The organism is Micromonospora sp. IBSANI012 (assembly GCF_052814045.1).
The window spans coordinates 3061843-3076997 of sequence record NZ_CP199933.1 but is presented as its reverse complement, the minus strand read 5'-3'; the positions used below and the strand labels follow the sequence as shown (position 1 = coordinate 3076997).

Annotated in this window: 20 protein-coding genes; 9 read left to right on the top strand and 11 right to left on the bottom strand. The window is 73.8% G+C overall.

Annotated elements, in window-relative coordinates:
* Positions 1-36 precede the first annotated feature (36 nt).
* The 3 genes from ACTWM8_RS14120 to ACTWM8_RS14110 all read right to left on the bottom strand — a co-directional run bounded on the left by ACTWM8_RS14120 (position 37) and on the right by ACTWM8_RS14110 (position 1876).
* A complete protein-coding gene (locus ACTWM8_RS14120) occupies positions 37-684 on the bottom strand; it encodes an HAD family hydrolase (RefSeq protein ID WP_446214235.1) in 648 nt (215 codons plus the stop codon).
* A 124-nt stretch (positions 685-808) separates the two neighbouring features.
* Complete coding sequence (locus ACTWM8_RS14115) at positions 809-1567, bottom strand: neutral zinc metallopeptidase (RefSeq protein ID WP_446214234.1); 759 nt, start codon at positions 1565-1567, stop codon at positions 809-811.
* 102 nt (positions 1568-1669) lie between these two features.
* Entirely contained in the window at positions 1670-1876 is a 207-nt protein-coding gene (locus ACTWM8_RS14110) for a hypothetical protein (protein WP_446214232.1), read from the bottom strand.
* Positions 1877-1914: 38 nt separating this feature from the next.
* Between ACTWM8_RS14110 and ACTWM8_RS14105 the strand changes: the two genes are divergently transcribed.
* A complete protein-coding gene (locus ACTWM8_RS14105; RefSeq protein ID WP_446214231.1) occupies positions 1915-2721 on the top strand; it encodes a class I SAM-dependent methyltransferase in 807 nt (268 codons plus the stop codon).
* A 10-nt stretch (positions 2722-2731) separates the two neighbouring features.
* Here ACTWM8_RS14105 and ACTWM8_RS14100 read toward each other — a convergent pair whose 3' ends face one another.
* The 3 genes from ACTWM8_RS14100 to ACTWM8_RS14090 are packed head-to-tail and all read right to left on the bottom strand — an operon-like array spanning position 2732 to position 3374.
* A complete protein-coding gene (locus ACTWM8_RS14100) occupies positions 2732-2950 on the bottom strand; it encodes a flavin reductase (protein WP_446214229.1) in 219 nt (72 codons plus the stop codon).
* Between the two features lie 26 nt (positions 2951-2976).
* Positions 2977-3195 (bottom strand): hypothetical protein, encoded by a 219-nt coding sequence (locus tag ACTWM8_RS14095; RefSeq protein WP_446214228.1) that lies wholly within the window; start codon positions 3193-3195, stop codon positions 2977-2979.
* Entirely contained in the window at positions 3192-3374 is a 183-nt protein-coding gene (locus ACTWM8_RS14090; protein WP_446214226.1) for a hypothetical protein, read from the bottom strand. Before ACTWM8_RS14090 ends, ACTWM8_RS14095 begins: the two co-directional genes overlap by 4 nt.
* Before the next feature lie 226 nt (positions 3375-3600).
* Between ACTWM8_RS14090 and ACTWM8_RS14085 the strand changes: the two genes are divergently transcribed.
* The 4 genes from ACTWM8_RS14085 (at position 3601) to ACTWM8_RS14070 (ending at position 6310) form a co-directional block, all read left to right on the top strand.
* The gene (locus tag ACTWM8_RS14085) at positions 3601-4401 is read left to right on the top strand and encodes a helix-turn-helix domain-containing protein (protein ID WP_446214224.1); all 801 of its coding nucleotides are present in this window, start codon (positions 3601-3603) and stop codon (positions 4399-4401) included.
* Entirely contained in the window at positions 4392-4583 is a 192-nt protein-coding gene (locus tag ACTWM8_RS14080) for a DUF397 domain-containing protein (protein WP_446214223.1), read from the top strand. Before ACTWM8_RS14085 ends, ACTWM8_RS14080 begins: the two co-directional genes overlap by 10 nt.
* 90 nt (positions 4584-4673) lie before the next feature.
* Positions 4674-5069: a YciI family protein gene (locus ACTWM8_RS14075; RefSeq protein ID WP_446214550.1), complete on the top strand. Its 396-nt coding sequence runs from the start codon at positions 4674-4676 to the stop codon at positions 5067-5069.
* The gene (locus tag ACTWM8_RS14070; RefSeq protein ID WP_446214221.1) at positions 5069-6310 is read left to right on the top strand and encodes an RNA polymerase sigma factor; all 1242 of its coding nucleotides are present in this window, start codon (positions 5069-5071) and stop codon (positions 6308-6310) included. Before ACTWM8_RS14075 ends, ACTWM8_RS14070 begins: the two co-directional genes overlap by 1 nt.
* Positions 6311-6317: 7 nt before the next feature.
* Here ACTWM8_RS14070 and ACTWM8_RS14065 read toward each other — a convergent pair whose 3' ends face one another.
* Complete coding sequence (locus tag ACTWM8_RS14065; RefSeq protein ID WP_446214220.1) at positions 6318-7481, bottom strand: hypothetical protein; 1164 nt, start codon at positions 7479-7481, stop codon at positions 6318-6320.
* Between the two features lie 118 nt (positions 7482-7599).
* Positions 7600-8091 (bottom strand): nitroreductase/quinone reductase family protein, encoded by a 492-nt coding sequence (locus ACTWM8_RS14060; RefSeq protein ID WP_446214218.1) that lies wholly within the window; start codon positions 8089-8091, stop codon positions 7600-7602.
* A gap of 179 nt (positions 8092-8270) precedes the next feature.
* On the opposite strand from ACTWM8_RS14060, the gene ACTWM8_RS14055 reads away from it, so the two are divergent.
* Complete coding sequence (locus tag ACTWM8_RS14055) at positions 8271-9518, top strand: hypothetical protein (RefSeq protein ID WP_446214216.1); 1248 nt, start codon at positions 8271-8273, stop codon at positions 9516-9518.
* Between the two features lie 57 nt (positions 9519-9575).
* Here the strand turns inward: ACTWM8_RS14055 and ACTWM8_RS14050 are convergent, their stop codons facing one another.
* Entirely contained in the window at positions 9576-10409 is an 834-nt protein-coding gene (locus ACTWM8_RS14050) for an alpha/beta fold hydrolase (RefSeq protein WP_446214215.1), read from the bottom strand.
* A 71-nt stretch (positions 10410-10480) separates the two neighbouring features.
* Between ACTWM8_RS14050 and ACTWM8_RS14045 the strand changes: the two genes are divergently transcribed.
* Positions 10481-11557 carry a sigma-70 family RNA polymerase sigma factor gene (locus ACTWM8_RS14045; RefSeq protein WP_446214213.1) on the top strand — a complete coding sequence of 359 codons (1077 nt, stop codon included), beginning with the start codon at positions 10481-10483 and terminating at the stop codon, positions 11555-11557.
* A 139-nt stretch (positions 11558-11696) separates the two neighbouring features.
* Positions 11697-12815, top strand: coding sequence for an IS630 family transposase (locus tag ACTWM8_RS14040; protein WP_446210232.1), 1119 nt, complete (start codon positions 11697-11699; stop codon positions 12813-12815).
* A 30-nt stretch (positions 12816-12845) separates the two neighbouring features.
* Here ACTWM8_RS14040 and ACTWM8_RS14035 read toward each other — a convergent pair whose 3' ends face one another.
* Entirely contained in the window at positions 12846-13424 is a 579-nt protein-coding gene (locus ACTWM8_RS14035) for a dienelactone hydrolase family protein (protein WP_446214211.1), read from the bottom strand.
* Between the two features lie 289 nt (positions 13425-13713).
* Between ACTWM8_RS14035 and ACTWM8_RS14030 the strand changes: the two genes are divergently transcribed.
* The gene (locus tag ACTWM8_RS14030; protein ID WP_446214209.1) at positions 13714-14454 is read left to right on the top strand and encodes a class I SAM-dependent DNA methyltransferase; all 741 of its coding nucleotides are present in this window, start codon (positions 13714-13716) and stop codon (positions 14452-14454) included.
* Between the two features lie 36 nt (positions 14455-14490).
* Here the strand turns inward: ACTWM8_RS14030 and ACTWM8_RS14025 are convergent, their stop codons facing one another.
* Positions 14491-15114 (bottom strand): LysE family translocator, encoded by a 624-nt coding sequence (locus ACTWM8_RS14025; RefSeq protein WP_446214207.1) that lies wholly within the window; start codon positions 15112-15114, stop codon positions 14491-14493.
* Between the last annotated feature and the right edge of the window lie 41 nt (positions 15115-15155).

Sequence of the window (15155 nt, the reverse complement as noted above, 5' to 3'; positions counted from 1 at the left end):
GGCCCCGCCGACCGGCGGGGCCCCTTCGCGCGTGGTTCAGGCCGGCGGTTCGCCGAGCAGCGCGGCCAGCAGCTCCAGGTCCGCCGCGGTCAGGCTCTCCACCTGGTGTACGCCGTCGATCGGCGCGATCGGCACCTCCGCGGGCACCGCCAGCACCGCCGCACCGGCGGCGAGCGCGCTGGCCACCCCGGTCGGCGAGTCCTCGATCGCCACGCACCGGCCGATCGGCACGTCCAGCAGCCGCGCCGCCGTCAGGTACGGCTCCGGGTGCGGCTTGGCCAGGTCCACCTCGTCGCCGCAGACCACCGCGTCGAAGCTGTCCCGCCCGAGGGTGTCCAGGGCCACCTCGACCAGCGGTCGCCCGCTGGAGGTCACCAGCGCGGTGGGGATGCCGGCGGCGCGTACCGCCCGCAGCAGGGCCAGCGCGCCGGGTCGCCAGCGCAGCCCGGTGCGGAACAGCTCCAGGATCCGGGCGTTGATCCAGTCGATGCTGGCCTGCGGGTCCCGCTCGGGCTGGCCGAGGTCGTCGTGCACGATCCGCATCGACTCGGCCATGCTCGTGCCGATCACGGCGCGCCGCGCAGCGTCGGAGAGCGTGCCGCCGTACTCGGCCGCCAGCTCGCGCAGTGCGACGTCCCACAGCTTCTCGCTGTCGACCAGGGTGCCGTCCATGTCGAAGAGCACGGCGGCGGGGTGTGGGCTGCTCAGCGGGGGCCTCCTCCGGCCGGGGTGGTGTCGGGGCGATCCTCTCAGCCCGGCCCGAGCGGCCCGCCGCCCTCCCCGCCGAAGGTGACCTGGGCGATCCCGCTCAGCCGAGGTCGCAGGCGTCCAGGGAGTTCTCGTAGCCGTGGAAGAACGAGTCGGTGCGCTGCTCGGCGGTGCCGTGGGAGCCCTCCGCGAACCACGGCTGGTCGGGGTCGTCGCCGACGGCGAGCAGCCCCTCGCGGAACTCGTCGAGGTCGCCCGTGTCCAGCTTCAGCACGCCCGAGCGGACCGAGTCACCCAGGTACGCCCCGGCCATGCAGTCGGCCTGCAACTCCTGCTGGATGGTGAAGTTGTAGCGGATGCCGAGGCGTACCTGGATGCCGTGGGCGTACTCGTGGCCGAGCAGGTAGAACACGAACGCGTCGCCGACCTGGCGGAACGCGGCCACCGACCAGTTGACGTCGTAGGCGATGAAGTCGCCCTGGGAGCAGTAGACGGCGTTGTTGCGCGGCAGCGCCTGGCCGCCGCAGGCGACCTCCCCGTCGCGCTGGTAGGGGACGATCCGGCGGATCGGGCGGAACTGCTGGCCGGAGGCCTTGAACTGGGCGCCCCAGTAGTCCTCGGCGATGTTCACCGCGTCGCCGATGTCGGTCTTGAACTCCTCGACGCTGGTGGTGCCGTCGGCCCGGGTGGTCTGCGGGCCCGGCGAGGCGGCCTGCCGGGACTGGCCCGGCGCCGGTTCGCGCGGCTCCTGCGGTCCGCTCTCCCCCACCCCGCCGACGGCGCAACCGGCCGCCACCACCAGCGCCACCACCGCCGCGGCGAGCGAGCCGCGCGACTGCGATCCCGAGCGTGCCGTCACAGTTGCCCTCCCAGGCGTCGCGGCCGATGCGGTCGGTGTACCCCGACCGTGGTTTGATCATGCCGGGCGACGACCGCCGGGACCACGGGCGGACGACGATCGTCAGAAACGTTCCTCGCCGCGGCGGATGACGTTGTGTTGGGAGAGGTGCCGGTCCCGCTCGTAGCGCTGCTGCGCCACCAGCGCGGCCCGCCCGGCGACCCGGTCCTCCGCCGAAGCCGTCCGCTGCCGGTCCCGCCAGGCGACCCAGCCGACCGTCGATGCCACGACCGCGCCGGCCACCCCGAGCACCACCCACACCGTCGTCATGGATCCACGGTAGGCCCGGACCGCTAGGCTGCCCGCCCATGACGGCGATCGATTTTGACGACCACGAACGGGACCCCTGGGCGGGGCGCGCGGCGGCGTACGAGCGCAGTTTCGCCCGGCTCTGCGCGTACCCGGCGGGGGCGCTGCTGGACGCGGCGCGCGCCGGGGCCGGCATGCGGGTGCTCGACGTGGGCACCGGTCCCGGCACGGTGGCGGCGCTGGCGGCCGGTCGTGGCGCCACCGTGGTCGCGGTGGACGCCGAGGGGTCGATGCTGGCCAGCGCCCGGCGGGCCGTGCCCGGCGCCCGGCTGGCCCACGCCGCCCTGCCGCACCTGCCGGTGGCCACCGGCGGCGTGGACGCCGCCGTGGCCAACTTCGTGCTGAACCACGTCGGCGACCCGGCCGCCGCGGTGGCCGAGCTCGGCCGCACGGTACGCCCCGGCGGCCGGATCGCCGTCACCGTCTGGCCCTGGCCGCAGCCGCCCCTGCAACGGCTCTGGGGCGAGGTGTTCGCCGACGTGGACGGTGGTGAGCTGCCGCGAGTGACGGCGGAGCGGGACTTCCCGCGTACCGAGGAGGGGCTGACTGGGCTGCTCGCCGGGGCGGGGCTGGACGACGTGCGGTGCCGGACGCTGACCTGGACGCACCGGGCCGACCCGGACGAGTGGTGGACCGGACCGGCCAGTGGCCTCGGCATCCCGGGGCTGCTGCTGGAGCGGCAGCCGCCGGCGACGCGCGAGGCGCTGCGGCGCCGCTACCTGGAACTGTCCGCCCGCTACCGGGGTGCCGACGGGCTGCTCGCCCTGCCCACCGCCGCGCTGCTCGCCTCCGGGGTGGCGAGCTGACCTGTGCTGACTAACGGGCCCGGGCCCAGGTCAGGAAACGCTCGGTGAGGTTCTCCGGCACCGCGTGCCCGTTGAGCTGGGAGAGCTGCGCGCCGGCCTCGGCCATCAGGGTGCTCAGGTGGACCAGCAGCGCGACGCGGTCCTCGCGGTACTCGACCAGCAGTGCCAGCCGCGCCGGCTGGCAGGGCCACTCCGCGCCGCAGGCCCGACACCGCCACAGGGGGCGCATCGGAAGGTGCGGTCGAGGTGGCCGGCTCACCGTCTCACCACCACTGTTCGGTCCAGCTGGACGAGCGCGAATCGCTCCCGCGGGTCGATAGAGCCGTCCGGGCGTACGTCGCGGCCGACCAGCTCGACCCAGAGCGCGCCCTCGACCTGGCGCCGGCCCAGCACCTTGCAGACGTGCATGACGAGCGGGCCCGTGCCGAAGCGGTAGAAGTCCTCGGGGACCGTGATCACGTCGCCGACGGTCACCAGCGACCTCCGTTCGCCCGCCAGCGGCTTGTCGGGGTCTGGTTGCCGGCATGGGTCTGGTCCGAGGTCGGGAACATGGCGTTCGACGGCGCTGCCCACCTGGGCCGCTCGTTGCGCGGCATCAGGCGCGAAAGCGGGATCGGGGTCTCGGGCTTGCGGCGCCAGAAACGGAACAGCACAGCGGGCCTCCTCGTGGAATCGGGAAGGGCCGCCCCGCCTCATCGCCGAGGCGGCCCCGAGCAAGTCCCGCTGAGCGGTCGGACTACGCCAGCGGTTCGCTGGTGACACTCTGCTGTGGAGGGCACTACGCTCGGAAGGCGTCTCGCGGGTCCGGGCTGAGCTGGCGGAACGAGCATCAAGCCTGTGGCGGCATGAGTAGTTGATCATCAGTTTGGGGCACCCTGAATGGCCGACGTTCCCAGTCCGCTCGCCACCTTCATCGTGGGCGAGATACGCCGGGCCCGCGGGGCCGCCGGCTTGACACAGGAGGCGTTCGGCCGAGCTGCGGGTTTCAGCGCGTCACATGTCAGCGCCGTCGAGGGCAGCACGCGCGCCCTGACGATGGACTTCATCAAGGGAGCCGATCGCGCACTGACCAGCGGCGGACTGTTCGAACGTCTGGTGGCCAAGCTCGGCGCGCCGTCGTGGTTCCTGCCGTGGCTGGACGCCGAGCGCGGGGCGACGCAACTCCGGTACTTCGAGCCAAACCTGATCCCAGGTCTCCTCCAGACCGAGGCGTACGCCCGCGCCGTGCTGCGGCTGGACCCGCGCCTCACCGATGACGAAGTGGAACGCCGGGTGATCGCGCGCATCGAGCGGCAGACGATCCTCAGCCGGGAGGTCCCGCCCCAACTCGTCGTGGTCGTCGACGAAGCTGCCGTCCGACGGACCGGCGACGGGTGCGAGAAACTCATGGTCGAGCAACTGTTGAAGCTTGTAGCCTGCGCGGAGCGACCCCACGTCAGCATTCACGTCATCCCGCCGGAGGTCGGCCTTCACGCCGGTCTGTCCGGCCCGCTGTCGTTGGCACACATGGCCGACGGAAGTTGGGTCGGCCACCTGGAGAGCCAGCTGGGCGGCGATGTCCTGGACCGGCCGTCCGATCTGGATACGCTCTTCGAACGGTGGGAGAGCGTCCGCAACGAGGCACTGTCGCGGCGGCAGTCACTGGACCTGATCAAGGAAGTAGCGAATCAATGGAACTGACTGGCGCACGGTGGCGGAAGTCCACCCGTAGCGGCACCAGCGGCGGCAACTGCGTCGAGGTCGCCGACAATCTCCCCGGCGTGGTCGCCGTCCGCGACTCCAAGGATCCGACTGGTCCGACCCTCGCCTTCGCCTCCACCGCCTGGCGGGCGTTCGTCGCCCAGATCGCCGCGCGACCCTGACCGGCCTGGTGTCCGCGTCGACCCCTCGGCTTCGACGTACCCGGTGAAGGCCCGCAAGGGTCCGGCCGAGAGGAGTGACACGTGAAGTACATGATCATGCTGTACGGCTCGCAGCGGGACTACGACGCGATGGCGGGCCGCCCCGCCGACGACCGGCCGCCGATGTCGCCGGAGCAGGTCGCGGCGATGCACGCCCACATGGAGGCGGTGCACAAGGAGATCGCGGAGTCGGGCGAGCTGGTCGACGGCCGAGGGCTGACCGCCCCGGTGCACGCCCGGCGGGTCCGGCTGCGCGAGGGTGCGCCCGTGGTGACCGACGGCCCCTACCCGGAGACGCAGGAGGTGCTGGCCGGCTTCACGATCGTGGAGTGTGACAGCTTCGACCGGGCCACCCGGATCGCCGCGCGGTTCGTCAACCCGGACGCCGAGGGCGAGTACGTGGACGTGCGGCCGGTCGCCGAGGGCATCGAGGACCTGAACGGCTGATGACCGCCGACGCCGTCGAGGACCTGCTGCGCCGCCTGACGCCGCAGGTCCTCGGCGCGGTGGTGCGCCGCTACGGGCACTTCGACACCGCCGAGGACGCCACCCAGGAGGCGCTGCTCGCGGCGGCGACCCGGTGGCCGGTCGACGGCGTACCCGATGACCCGCGCGCCTGGCTGATCACCGTCGCGGCGCGGCGCCTGACCGACCTGCTCCGCAGCGAGCAGGCCCGGCGGCGGCGCGAGGACGACGTCGCCCGGCGGCTGCCGCCCGAGCAGTGGCTCGCTCCCCCGGCGGACCGCCGGACCCCGGAGGACGACAGCCTGGTGCTGCTCTTCCTCTGCTGCCACCCGGAGCTGCCCCCGGCCGCGCAGATCGCGCTGACCCTGCGGGCCGTCGGCGGCCTGAGCACCGCCGAGGTGGCCCGGGCGTTCCTGGTCCCGGAGGGCACGATGACCCGCCGGATCACCCGCGCCAAGCAGCGCATCCGGGACAGCGGCGTGCCGTTCGGCCTGCCCACCGGGCCGGACCGGGAGGCCCGCCTGGCCGCCGTCCGGCACGTGCTCTATCTGATCTTCAACGAGGGGTACGCCAGCACGGCCGGCCCGCTGCTGCGCCGGGTGGACCTGTCCACCGAGGCGATCCGGCTCACCCGGATGCTGCACCGGCTGCTCCCCGACGACGCCGAGGTGACCGGGCTGCTGGCGTTGATGCTGCTCACCGACGCGCGGGGGCCGGCCCGGGTGGGGCCGAACGGCGAGCTGGTCCCGATGGCCGAGCAGGACCGCAGCCGGTGGCGCGCCGACCAGATCGCCGAGGGCGTCGCGCTGGTCAGCGCGGTGCTGCCGCGCGGCGAGGTCGGGCCGTACCAGGTGCAGGCGGCGATCGCGGCGCTGCACGACGAGGCCCCGAGCGCCGAGGAGACCGACTGGCCGCAGATCGAGGCGCTCTACGCGGTGCTGACCGGCCTGTCCGACAACCCGGTGGTGGCGCTGAACCACGCGGTCGCGGTGGCCATGGCCCGGGGCGCCCACGCCGGGCTCGACCTGCTCGCCGGGCTGGCGGCCGACCCACGGCTCGCCGCCGACCCGCGGCTGCCCGCCGCCCGCGCGCACCTGCTGGAGCGGACCGGTGACCTCGGCGCGGCGCGGGCGGCGTACGAGGAGGCGGCTCGGCGGTCGATGAACCTGCCGCAACAGCGCTACCTGTACGCCCGCGCCGCCCGCCTGGCCGACGCCGGCTGAGCCGGTCTCACCACTGCCGGCCGGGCACCAGCACCCTGGTGAGGGCCGGCAGCGTGGTCAGCACCCGGCGACTCCCGGCGCCCGGCTCGACGGCGACCAGCTCGGTCCGCTCCCGGGTCCGTCGGGTCAGCACGACATCGGCGCCGACGATGCCCTCGTACACTTCGGCGGAGCCCGTCGCGACCGGGGACAGGTCGATCCGCCCGGCGGGCTCCCCGGAACGGACGTCGACCCCGAGCAGTGCGCTCGCCGGGATCGCCGGCATGCCCTCGGGCAGGTCGGTCGGTTGCAGGTCCGGCCGGCCCACCTGCACCCAGACCCGGGCCGGCGTTCCGCCGCCGTCCACCAGCGGCACGATCGCGTTGAAGGACTCGCCGGGACCCAGCTGCCCGGGCCGCAGCACCGGCACGGTCCGGGTGGCAGCGGTGTCGATGTCCCGCACCGTGACAGCCAGCTCCGGCCGGGCCCCGGCGCCCGGGGCGGCCGGGGTCAGGTCGACCAGGACGAGGTGCCGCCCGTCGACCAGGGTGACCGCGTCGGTCAGCGGGGTGGCCGCCACGTCGAGTCGCCGCAACGACCCGTCGCGCATGGAGAGCACCGCGAAGGCGCGGCTCGACTGCGACAGCTCGGCGAGCACCACCGCACCCGAATCGGTGGACCAACACCACAGCTCGTACCCGGTCGGCACCGCCCGCTCCGTCGTGTCGGTGAGGTCCCGGATCCACCACTGCCCACCCCGGCGTGCGGCCAGCCACCGGCCGTCCGGGGACAGCGACTGGTTCACCGGGCCGACGGTCGCCGGGGTGCGTCCGACCCGGAACTGCTGGCCCGCGCGGGTGACCAGGTGGATGTCGCGCTGGCGGAGGGTGCCGGTGGCCTCGTCGAAGCCGCCCGGCTGCTCGACGTGGTACAGGAAGGCGGCCGGACCGACCGCGCGGTCGGTCGGGAGGTCCGCCAGGGTGGGCGGGGGAACCACCCGCGCCGGCAGCCCGGCCAGCAGGTCCCGGGGCGCCACGGCGGGAGCGGTGGCCTCCGCCGACGGGCCGTCGGTGCTCGGTCGCAGGGCAAGCACCCCGGCCGCGCCGCCGGCCAGCACCCCGGCCATGAGCACCGCCAGCCACCCGCGCCCGCGTCCCCGTCGCGGCGTCGGTTCCTCCACCGTGGATTCCATCCCCGTCTCCCCCGTTCCGGGCGGTCGCCGCCGCCTCGGGCACAGCGAAGCCGAGGCCGGCGGCGCCGTCAACGCGGTGGTGCGATCCGACGCACGATGTCGACCTGATCGAGACCGGTCAGGGTCGCGGCGCGGGTTCCACCCGGAACACCGGGTACCGGGCGGCGACCGCCTCGAACTCCGCCAGCGGGGCGCGCCGGTCGACCGGCAGGTGCGGCCGGGCTCCGGGGGCCAGGTGGAGATGGCGGCGCAAGATCGGGGCGCGCCGGGCGACGTCGACCTCCCGCAGCAGCACGTGCTCCCGCCCGCCGTGGCGCAGCACCGCCTGTCCGCCGGCCGCCCGGACGTTGCGTACCCAGTTGGCGTTCTCGCCGAGCATGGAGACCAGGTAGCGGTCACCGTCGAGATCGGCCACCACCACCGGCACGGCGATCCTCCGGCCGGTACGCCGCCCGCATACCTCCAGGGTGACCGCGCGGCGCGGGGCGAGCACCCCGGTGGCGAACTGGGCGGCGTCCACCCGGTTCATCACCCGCGCCAGCCGGCTGGGGCGGTCACCCGGGTACATCCGGCGCTGGGCCTCGTACAGCAGCTTCACGACGCGGCGCATGTCCACCTCCTGCGGTCCCGACTGGGATGCGGCGTGTCACGGCGTCCCGGCGCGCGGCGACCGCGACACGCTGCGACGGCGCGAGTATCCAGTCTGCCCGCCGCCGACCGGCAGGGGCGTTGGTCCCGGGCGGGTAATCCGGATGCCGCCCCGGTGCGCGGGCGGCACACTGTCGCCCGATGAGCGACGGCGACGAGCACGGCTGGCACTACGCCCCGTCCAGCACCCTGGCCGGGGCGTTGCAGCGCGGGTTGGGCCGTGGCGCGCACCGCGCCATGGTGGACCCGGCGGCCCCCGCCCTGGTACGCGACTGCCTGCGCCGCGACCGGCGGTTCTGGTGGGTGGTGGACGAGCGCGCCGTCTACCTGGCCCGCCTGGTCCGGGACCTCGCACTGCCGCTGGAGCCGATCCTGGGTGACTGGTACGACTCGCCCGCCGAGGAGCACGACGACGACAACGCCTTCACCGCGACCCTGGAGGTCCTCGACGTGCTCGGCCGGGCCGGCGTCGAGGAGGCGGTCGAGGGGGTGCGCCGGTACGTCCGGGAGGGGCCCCGGTGGAACGAGGCACTCACGCAGGTGGCCCGCACGTGGCCCGAGGCCTGGTGGGACGACCTGTACCCGGCGGTGATGCGCCGGCCGGACGCGCCGGAGCAGGCCCGCGAGTGGCGGCATTGCCCGCCGTGGCGGGCCTGGGCGGACCGCGACCCGCGCATAGCCGACGCGGTGCGCGACGACGGACCGCAGCGGCCGCACCGGCCCGGGCGGGAGGAACCGTCGGCGGTGCTGCTGGAGATACTGCGCGACCGGGACCGCTCCACCCAGTGGCGGATGGTCCTGCGCGAACTGGGCTTCCGCCCACCCGAACCAGCCCTGCTCGACGTGGCGGAGGAGCTGGCCGCCGCCGGGCTGGCCGCTCCACTGAGCCGACCGCTGCTCGCCGTCGGCCCGCCAGCCCTGCCGGCCGCCCGCGCGTGGGTACGCGCCGACGCCCACCCGCTGACCTGGCCGGCCCTGCAACTGCTCGCCGCCCACGGGGACGCCGGTGACGTCCCGGCGCTGCTGTCCGGGCTCGACTGGTTGGACACGCACGACGACCGGTGCGGCTACGACAAGCTCGTCGAGGGGCTGGCCCGGATCGGCGGGGCGCAGGCACGGGAGGTCCTGCCCAGGCTGCGCCGGCTCTGGTTCAGCCCGCACTCCTACGAACGTGCCGCCTACCTGCGCGCGCACGCGGCGCTGGACCCGGCCGGGGTGCAACGGCGCTTCGCCGAAGGCCTGTGGGACTGCGAGGCGGACGTGCGGCTGCTGTCGGCCCGGCGGGTGGCGCTGGACGGCACGGCCCGGGAACGGTTGCGTTACCTGCGCGACGACCCGATCGAGACGGCCGAGGTGCGGGCCGCGGCCGCCGAGCGCCTGGACGGGTGAGGCGGCGTGGCCGGTCGGTGAGCCGGCCGAGGATCGACCGGCCGACGCCAGCCGCCGTCAGCCCTCGGCGAGAACCTCCCGCAGGCGGGCGGCGAACCGCTTCGGATCCTCCACGAAGCCGATGTGACCACCGGGGAACATCGTCGGCGCGGTGCCGAGCGCCTCGGCCAGCGCCCGGGAGGTGAGGTCGCAGACCTGGCCGGTCGACTCCTCGCCCAGGCCCACGACGACCCGCGTCGGGCCTTTCCGCAGCGCGGTGACGTCCGGCTGGAACCGGGTGGTCCCGCGGATCATGTGGACGTACTGGAAGTGCTCGTCGGCGGCGGCCTGCGGGGCGGGTTCGCCGCCGAACATGCCCTGGACCACCGGCTCGGGCAGCTCGATGTTCGCGTTGGCGAGGAACTGCCGCCCGGCGCCCAGCCGGTCCCCGGCCAGGTACGTGGCGATCATGGCGTCCTCCCGGGCGAAGCGGTCCTCGCGGTCGTCGAGCAGGCCGATCAACGGCGGCTCGTGCGCGATGATGGTGTGCGCCCGCTCCGGGTGGGCCTGGGCGAGGGCGAGGACGGTCACCGCGCCGCCGCTGGAGCCGAGCACGGCAGCCGGGCCGGCGTCGAGGTGGGCGATCAGCCGGGCGACGTCGTCGGCGCGCAACTGCGGGGTCGAGTCCTGGTGCGGGTCATGCAACAGACTGCGGTTGATACCCCGCGGATCGGTGGTGAGCACCGTGTGGTCGGCGGCCAGCAGGTCGGCCAGCGGCGCGAACGCCCCGGCGTCCATCGGGGCGGCGACCAGCGCCACCAGCGGCCCCCGTCCGCGTACCTCGTAGTGCAGTCGCCCGTCGGGGACCTCCAGGGTCGCGGTGGTGACAGGTGCGGTGGATGTGCTGCTCATCGGGTCCTCCCGGGTCGTGGCGTGCGCGCGTTCGGAGTGGAGACTTCCGTCGTACGGCAGAATCGTCGCTCGTGAGGGCTGTTTCTCCGCACGTCGCCGACGACGCCCGCGACGCCGGGCTGGACCGGGCGCGCGAGGGTGACCGTGCCGCGTTCGACGACCTGGTGGCGCCGCTGCGCCGGGAGTTGCACGCGCACTGCTACCGGATGCTCGGCTCCGCCCACGACGCCGACGACGCCCTGCAGGAGGCACTCCTGCGGGCGTGGCGCGGGCTGCCGCGCTTCGAGGGGCGCAGCTCGTTGCGCTCGTGGCTGTACACGGTGGCCACCCGTACCTGCCTGGACGCGGTTGCCGGGCGCGCCCGCCGGGCGCTCCCGGTGGACCTCGGCCCGGCCAGCGAACGGGCGGTGCTGGACAGCGCCCCGGCGGGCCACGTCGCCTGGCTGGGCCCCTACCCCGACGCCGGGCTCGCCGACGGTCCGGCCGCCCCCGACGTACGCTACGAGCAGCGCGAGGCCGTCGAGCTGGCCTTCGTCGCGGCCCTGCAGCACCTGCCGGGCAACCAGCGGGCGGCGCTGCTGCTCTTCGAGGTGCTGGGCTTCTCCGCCGCCGAGATCGCCACCATGATGCGCACCTCGGTCACCTCGGTGAACTCGGCGCTGGCGCGCGCCCGACGGCTGGTGGCCGACCGGGTGCCGCCGGTCAGCCAGCAGCGGACCCTGCGCCGCCTCGACGACACCCGGCTGCGGGAGATCGTCACCGGCTACGCGACCGCCCTGGAGAACGGCGACACCGAGGCGCTGGTCGCGCTGCTGACCGAGGACGTCACCTGGTCGATGCCGCCGCTGCCGCAGTGGTACCGGGGGCTGGCGGCGGTCACCGACTTCGCCCGCGAGCTGCCGATGACCCGGTGTGGGAGCTGGCGGCACCGGACGACCGGCGCGAACGGGCAGCCGGCGGTGGCGTCGTACCTGCGCACGGAGGGCGCCGGGCCGTACCTGGCCTGGTCGATCAACGTGCTGACGCTGCGGGACGGCCGGATCGCCGAGATCACCTCGTTCCTGGGGGCCGAGCACTTCGCCGGGTTCGGGCTGCCGGACTCGCTGCCACCGACGGGCGAGGACGGCAGCGTTCCGCCGCCCCGGTGACCGGGGCGGCACGAAGGCGATCCCGCCGGTGACGCCGGCGGCCGGGCAGCTAGTGCTCTGACCACAAACGTTGGCGGTGTTGGTGACACGCCGGCCTGGGTGAAGGGCTGGGCCGGCGTGGGGCCGTCAGGCTGTCGGGGTGGCAGAGCCGGTTCGGGTACGTCGATTAAGTGATCAAGAGGGTCAGCGGCTGCAGCGTCTGGTGCGTCGGGGCACCGGCTCGGTCGTGCGGCTGCGGCGGGCGATGGTTGTGCTCGCCTCAGCTGGCGGGAACAGTGTGCCGGTCATCGCCCGGCTCGTGCAGGCCGACGAGGATTCCGTTCGGCAGGTGATCCACCGGTTCAACGAGATGGGCATGGCCAGCCTGGACCCTCAGTGGGCGGGTGGCCGTCCCCGCCGAATCAGTAGCGACGACGAGGCGTTCATCGTCGCGACGGCCAACACCCGTCCCGTCAAGCTGGGACGGCCGTTCACCTGCTGGAGCGTGCGCAAGCTCGCCGAATACCTCGCTGACAACCCTGATCGGAGGGTGATCATCGGGCGGGAACGACTACGGCAGGTGCTGCGCCGCCACCAGATCACCTTCCAACGCACGAAGACGTGGAAGGAGTCCACAGACCCCCAGCGGGAGCAGAAGCTGGCCCGTATCGAGCACGTGATCGAGCACTTCCCGCACCGCACCTTCGCGTTCGATGAGTTCGGGCCGCTGACGATCCGCCCGCACGGCGGCGTCGGCTGGCAGCCCAAGAGCCGCCCACGCAGGCTCGCGGCGAACTACCACAAGCTGCACGGCGTGCGGCAGTTCCACGGCTGCTACTCGATCGGCGACGACACCCTCTGGGGTGTGGTCCGCAGACAGAAATCGGCGACGAACACCCTCGCCGCACTCAAGTCGATCCGAGCCGCCCGCCCTGACGGCGCCCCGATCTACATCATCTTGGACAACCTGTCCGCGCATAAGGGCTTCGCGATCCGACAGTGGGCGGCCCGGAACAAGGTCGAGTTGTGTTTCACCCCGACCTACGCCTCCTGGGCAAACCCGATCGAGGCGCACTTCGGGCCGCTACGCACCTTCGTCATCGCCGGCTCGGACTACCCCAACCACACCGTCCTGGCCCGCGGCCTGCACGCCTACCTGCGCTGGCGCAACGCCAACGCCCGCCACCCCGACGTCCTGGCCGCCCAACGCCGCCACCGCGCCAAGATCCGCAGCGAACGACACCGCCGCTGGGGTCAACCCGCGAGCCGAGCCGCATGACCAACCCGGCCAACGTTTGTGGTCAAGGCACTAGCCGATGCGGTCGAGGAAGCCCAGCACCCGCTCGGTGAGCAGCGCGGCCGCCGGCTCGTGGTAGGAGGGCAGGCTGCTGTCGGCGAACAGGTGCTGCGGACCGGGGTACAGGAACAGTTCGGCGTCGGGGGCGGCTGCGACGAGGGCGCGGGCGGCGTCGAGGTCACCCTCGTCGACGAAGAACTCGTCGGCGTCCATCCCGTGCACCTGGACCGGCACGCCGGCCGGCCACTCCCCGCCGAACTCGGACGTCGGAATGCAGCTGTGGAAGAGCAGGGCACCCGTCGCGCCCGGTCGGGTCTGGGCCAGCAACTGCGCCGGCATGACCCCGAGCGAGAACCCGGCGTACACCAACCCGGCGGGCAGCCCCTCGGCCGTGAGCCGACCGCGCTCCAGGATCACGTCGAATCCGACCGTCCGGCCGTAGTCGAGGCCCTCCTCCAGGGTGTCGAAGGTCTTCCCGTCGTAGAGATCCGGGGTGTGCACCGTGTGCCCGGCTGCTCTCAGCCGGTCGGCGAAGTCGCGGACACCCGGTGTCAGCCCCTGCGCGTGGTGGAACAACAGCACCTCAGCCATGCGACGTCCCTCTCCGTGGAATCTTCTCGTGCGCGCCGTCCAGGATGATGCCCCGCACGCCCGACATTCTGGCGAGCCGGCACAACGCGCGCATGGACCGGCTCCGCGAGCTGCCCGTCGAGGCGCACGGCGCACTCACCGGCGGACCCTCCGAGGTGGACGGAGCGGTCGGGCCGGACTAGCCCACCGGCCGGCTCCCGCGGCCCGTGGCGTACCTCTGGATCGCGCGCCCCTGGGACGACCGGTAAATCACGGGCGCCGCCGCCGGCTCCGGCGGTACGGTCCGGCGATGCGGGATGCGGACGGATACTTCGGCGAAGCGGTGGCGGCGACCTACGACGACCGGACGAGCGAGATGTTCGACCCCGCCGTCGTGGCGGCCACGGTCGACGTGCTGGCCGAGCTCGCCGGCGCCGGCCGGGCCCTCGAACTGGGCGTCGGGACCGGACGCGTCGCGCTGCCGCTGGCCGCCCGCGGTGTACCGGTACACGGCATCGACCTGTCCCGGGCGATGGTCGACCGGCTGCGCGCCAAGCCCGGCGGCGACGCGATCGGCGTGACGATCGGCGACTTCGCCACCAGCCGGGTGGACGGGACGTTCTCCCTGGCGTACCTGGTCTTCAACACGATCATGAACCTGACCACCCAGGAGGCCCAGGTGGCCTGCTTCCGCAACGCCGCCGCGCACCTGGCCCCCGGTGGCCGCTTCGTGATCGAGGTGCTGGTCCCCGAGCTGCGCCGGCTCCCGCCCGGGCAGAACGTGGTGCCCTTCCAGGTCTCCCCGACCGGATGGGCGTACGACATCTACGACGTGGCCACCCAGGCGACCAGCTCCAACTACGTCCGCATCGTCGACGGTCGCGGGGAGTACCGGTCGATCCCCTTCCGGTACGTGTGGCCGGCGGAACTCGACCTGATGGCCCAGCTCGCCGGGCTGCGGTTGCGGGACCGCTGGGACGGGTGGAACCGGGCGCCGTTCACCAGCGAGAGCCGTCAGCACGTCTCGGTCTGGGAGAAGCCCGCCGACTGAACTCGGTCGGGAGTGGCACGTCAGCGCATTTCGCGGCTAGACGCCGGCGGCGACGCCGGCACCGAGGCAGAGCAGCACGCACCCGGTCACCAACTGGAGGCGTCGGTGGACGGTCGGCCTGGCGACCAGGCTCCGCCCCCGGTCGACGGCCCAGGTGAACAGCGCGTACCAGGTGCCGGTGACGAGCGCCCAGAGCGCACCCAGGGCGACGCTGGAGAGCAGAACCGGCCCGTCCGGGGTGACGAACTGCGGCAGCAGCGAGATGGCGAAGACGCCGGCCTTCGGATTGCCGAGGTTGGTGGCCAGACCCGCGAGGTATCCCCGCCAGTAGCCGGCCGGCGCGCCGTCCGCCGGCGCGGTGCCGCCGCGCGCGGGCCGTCGCAGGGACAGCAGCGTGCTCACCCCGATGACGGCCAGCAGTACGCCGCCGGCGGCGCGCACCGCCGCGTAGGCGCGGGGTTCGGCCAGCAGGACCGCCGACAGTCCCGACGCCGCTGCCGTGGTCCAGATCAGCAGTCCGGTACAGGTGCCGGCGATGCTGGCCCACGCCACCCGCCGCCCACCGTCGAGCGTCTGCCGCAGGATGAGTGCCTGACCCGCTCCGGGCAGCATCGCCAGCAGCCCCGTGGTGAGGACGAAGACGGGAAGGTGAACGGGCATGTCCGAAACCCCTCAGGTGCGGTGCGGCCGGTGACGGCTCC

Bases quoted from the DNA above. Each gene is read 5' to 3' on its own strand.
- ACTWM8_RS14110 (WP_446214232.1), bottom strand. From the start codon at position 1,876: ATGACGACGGTGTGGGTGGTGCTCGGGGTGGCCGGCGCGGTCGTGGCA.
- ACTWM8_RS14105 (WP_446214231.1), top strand. From the start codon at position 1,915: ATGACGGCGATCGATTTTGACGACCACGAACGGGACCCCTGGGCGGGG.
- ACTWM8_RS14100 (WP_446214229.1), bottom strand. From the start codon at position 2,950: ATGCGCCCCCTGTGGCGGTGTCGGGCCTGCGGCGCGGAGTGGCCCTGC.
- ACTWM8_RS14085 (WP_446214224.1), top strand. From the start codon at position 3,601: ATGGCCGACGTTCCCAGTCCGCTCGCCACCTTCATCGTGGGCGAGATA.
- ACTWM8_RS14080 (WP_446214223.1), top strand. From the start codon at position 4,392: ATGGAACTGACTGGCGCACGGTGGCGGAAGTCCACCCGTAGCGGCACC.
- ACTWM8_RS14075 (WP_446214550.1), top strand. From the start codon at position 4,674: ATGATCATGCTGTACGGCTCGCAGCGGGACTACGACGCGATGGCGGGC.
- ACTWM8_RS14070 (WP_446214221.1), top strand. From the start codon at position 5,069: ATGACCGCCGACGCCGTCGAGGACCTGCTGCGCCGCCTGACGCCGCAG.
- ACTWM8_RS14065 (WP_446214220.1), bottom strand. From the start codon at position 7,481: ATGGAATCCACGGTGGAGGAACCGACGCCGCGACGGGGACGCGGGCGC.
- ACTWM8_RS14060 (WP_446214218.1), bottom strand. From the start codon at position 8,091: ATGCGCCGCGTCGTGAAGCTGCTGTACGAGGCCCAGCGCCGGATGTAC.
- ACTWM8_RS14055 (WP_446214216.1), top strand. From the start codon at position 8,271: ATGAGCGACGGCGACGAGCACGGCTGGCACTACGCCCCGTCCAGCACC.
- ACTWM8_RS14050 (WP_446214215.1), bottom strand. From the start codon at position 10,409: ATGAGCAGCACATCCACCGCACCTGTCACCACCGCGACCCTGGAGGTC.
- ACTWM8_RS14035 (WP_446214211.1), bottom strand. From the start codon at position 13,424: ATGGCTGAGGTGCTGTTGTTCCACCACGCGCAGGGGCTGACACCGGGT.
- ACTWM8_RS14030 (WP_446214209.1), top strand. From the start codon at position 13,714: ATGCGGGATGCGGACGGATACTTCGGCGAAGCGGTGGCGGCGACCTAC.
- ACTWM8_RS14025 (WP_446214207.1), bottom strand. From the start codon at position 15,114: ATGCCCGTTCACCTTCCCGTCTTCGTCCTCACCACGGGGCTGCTGGCG.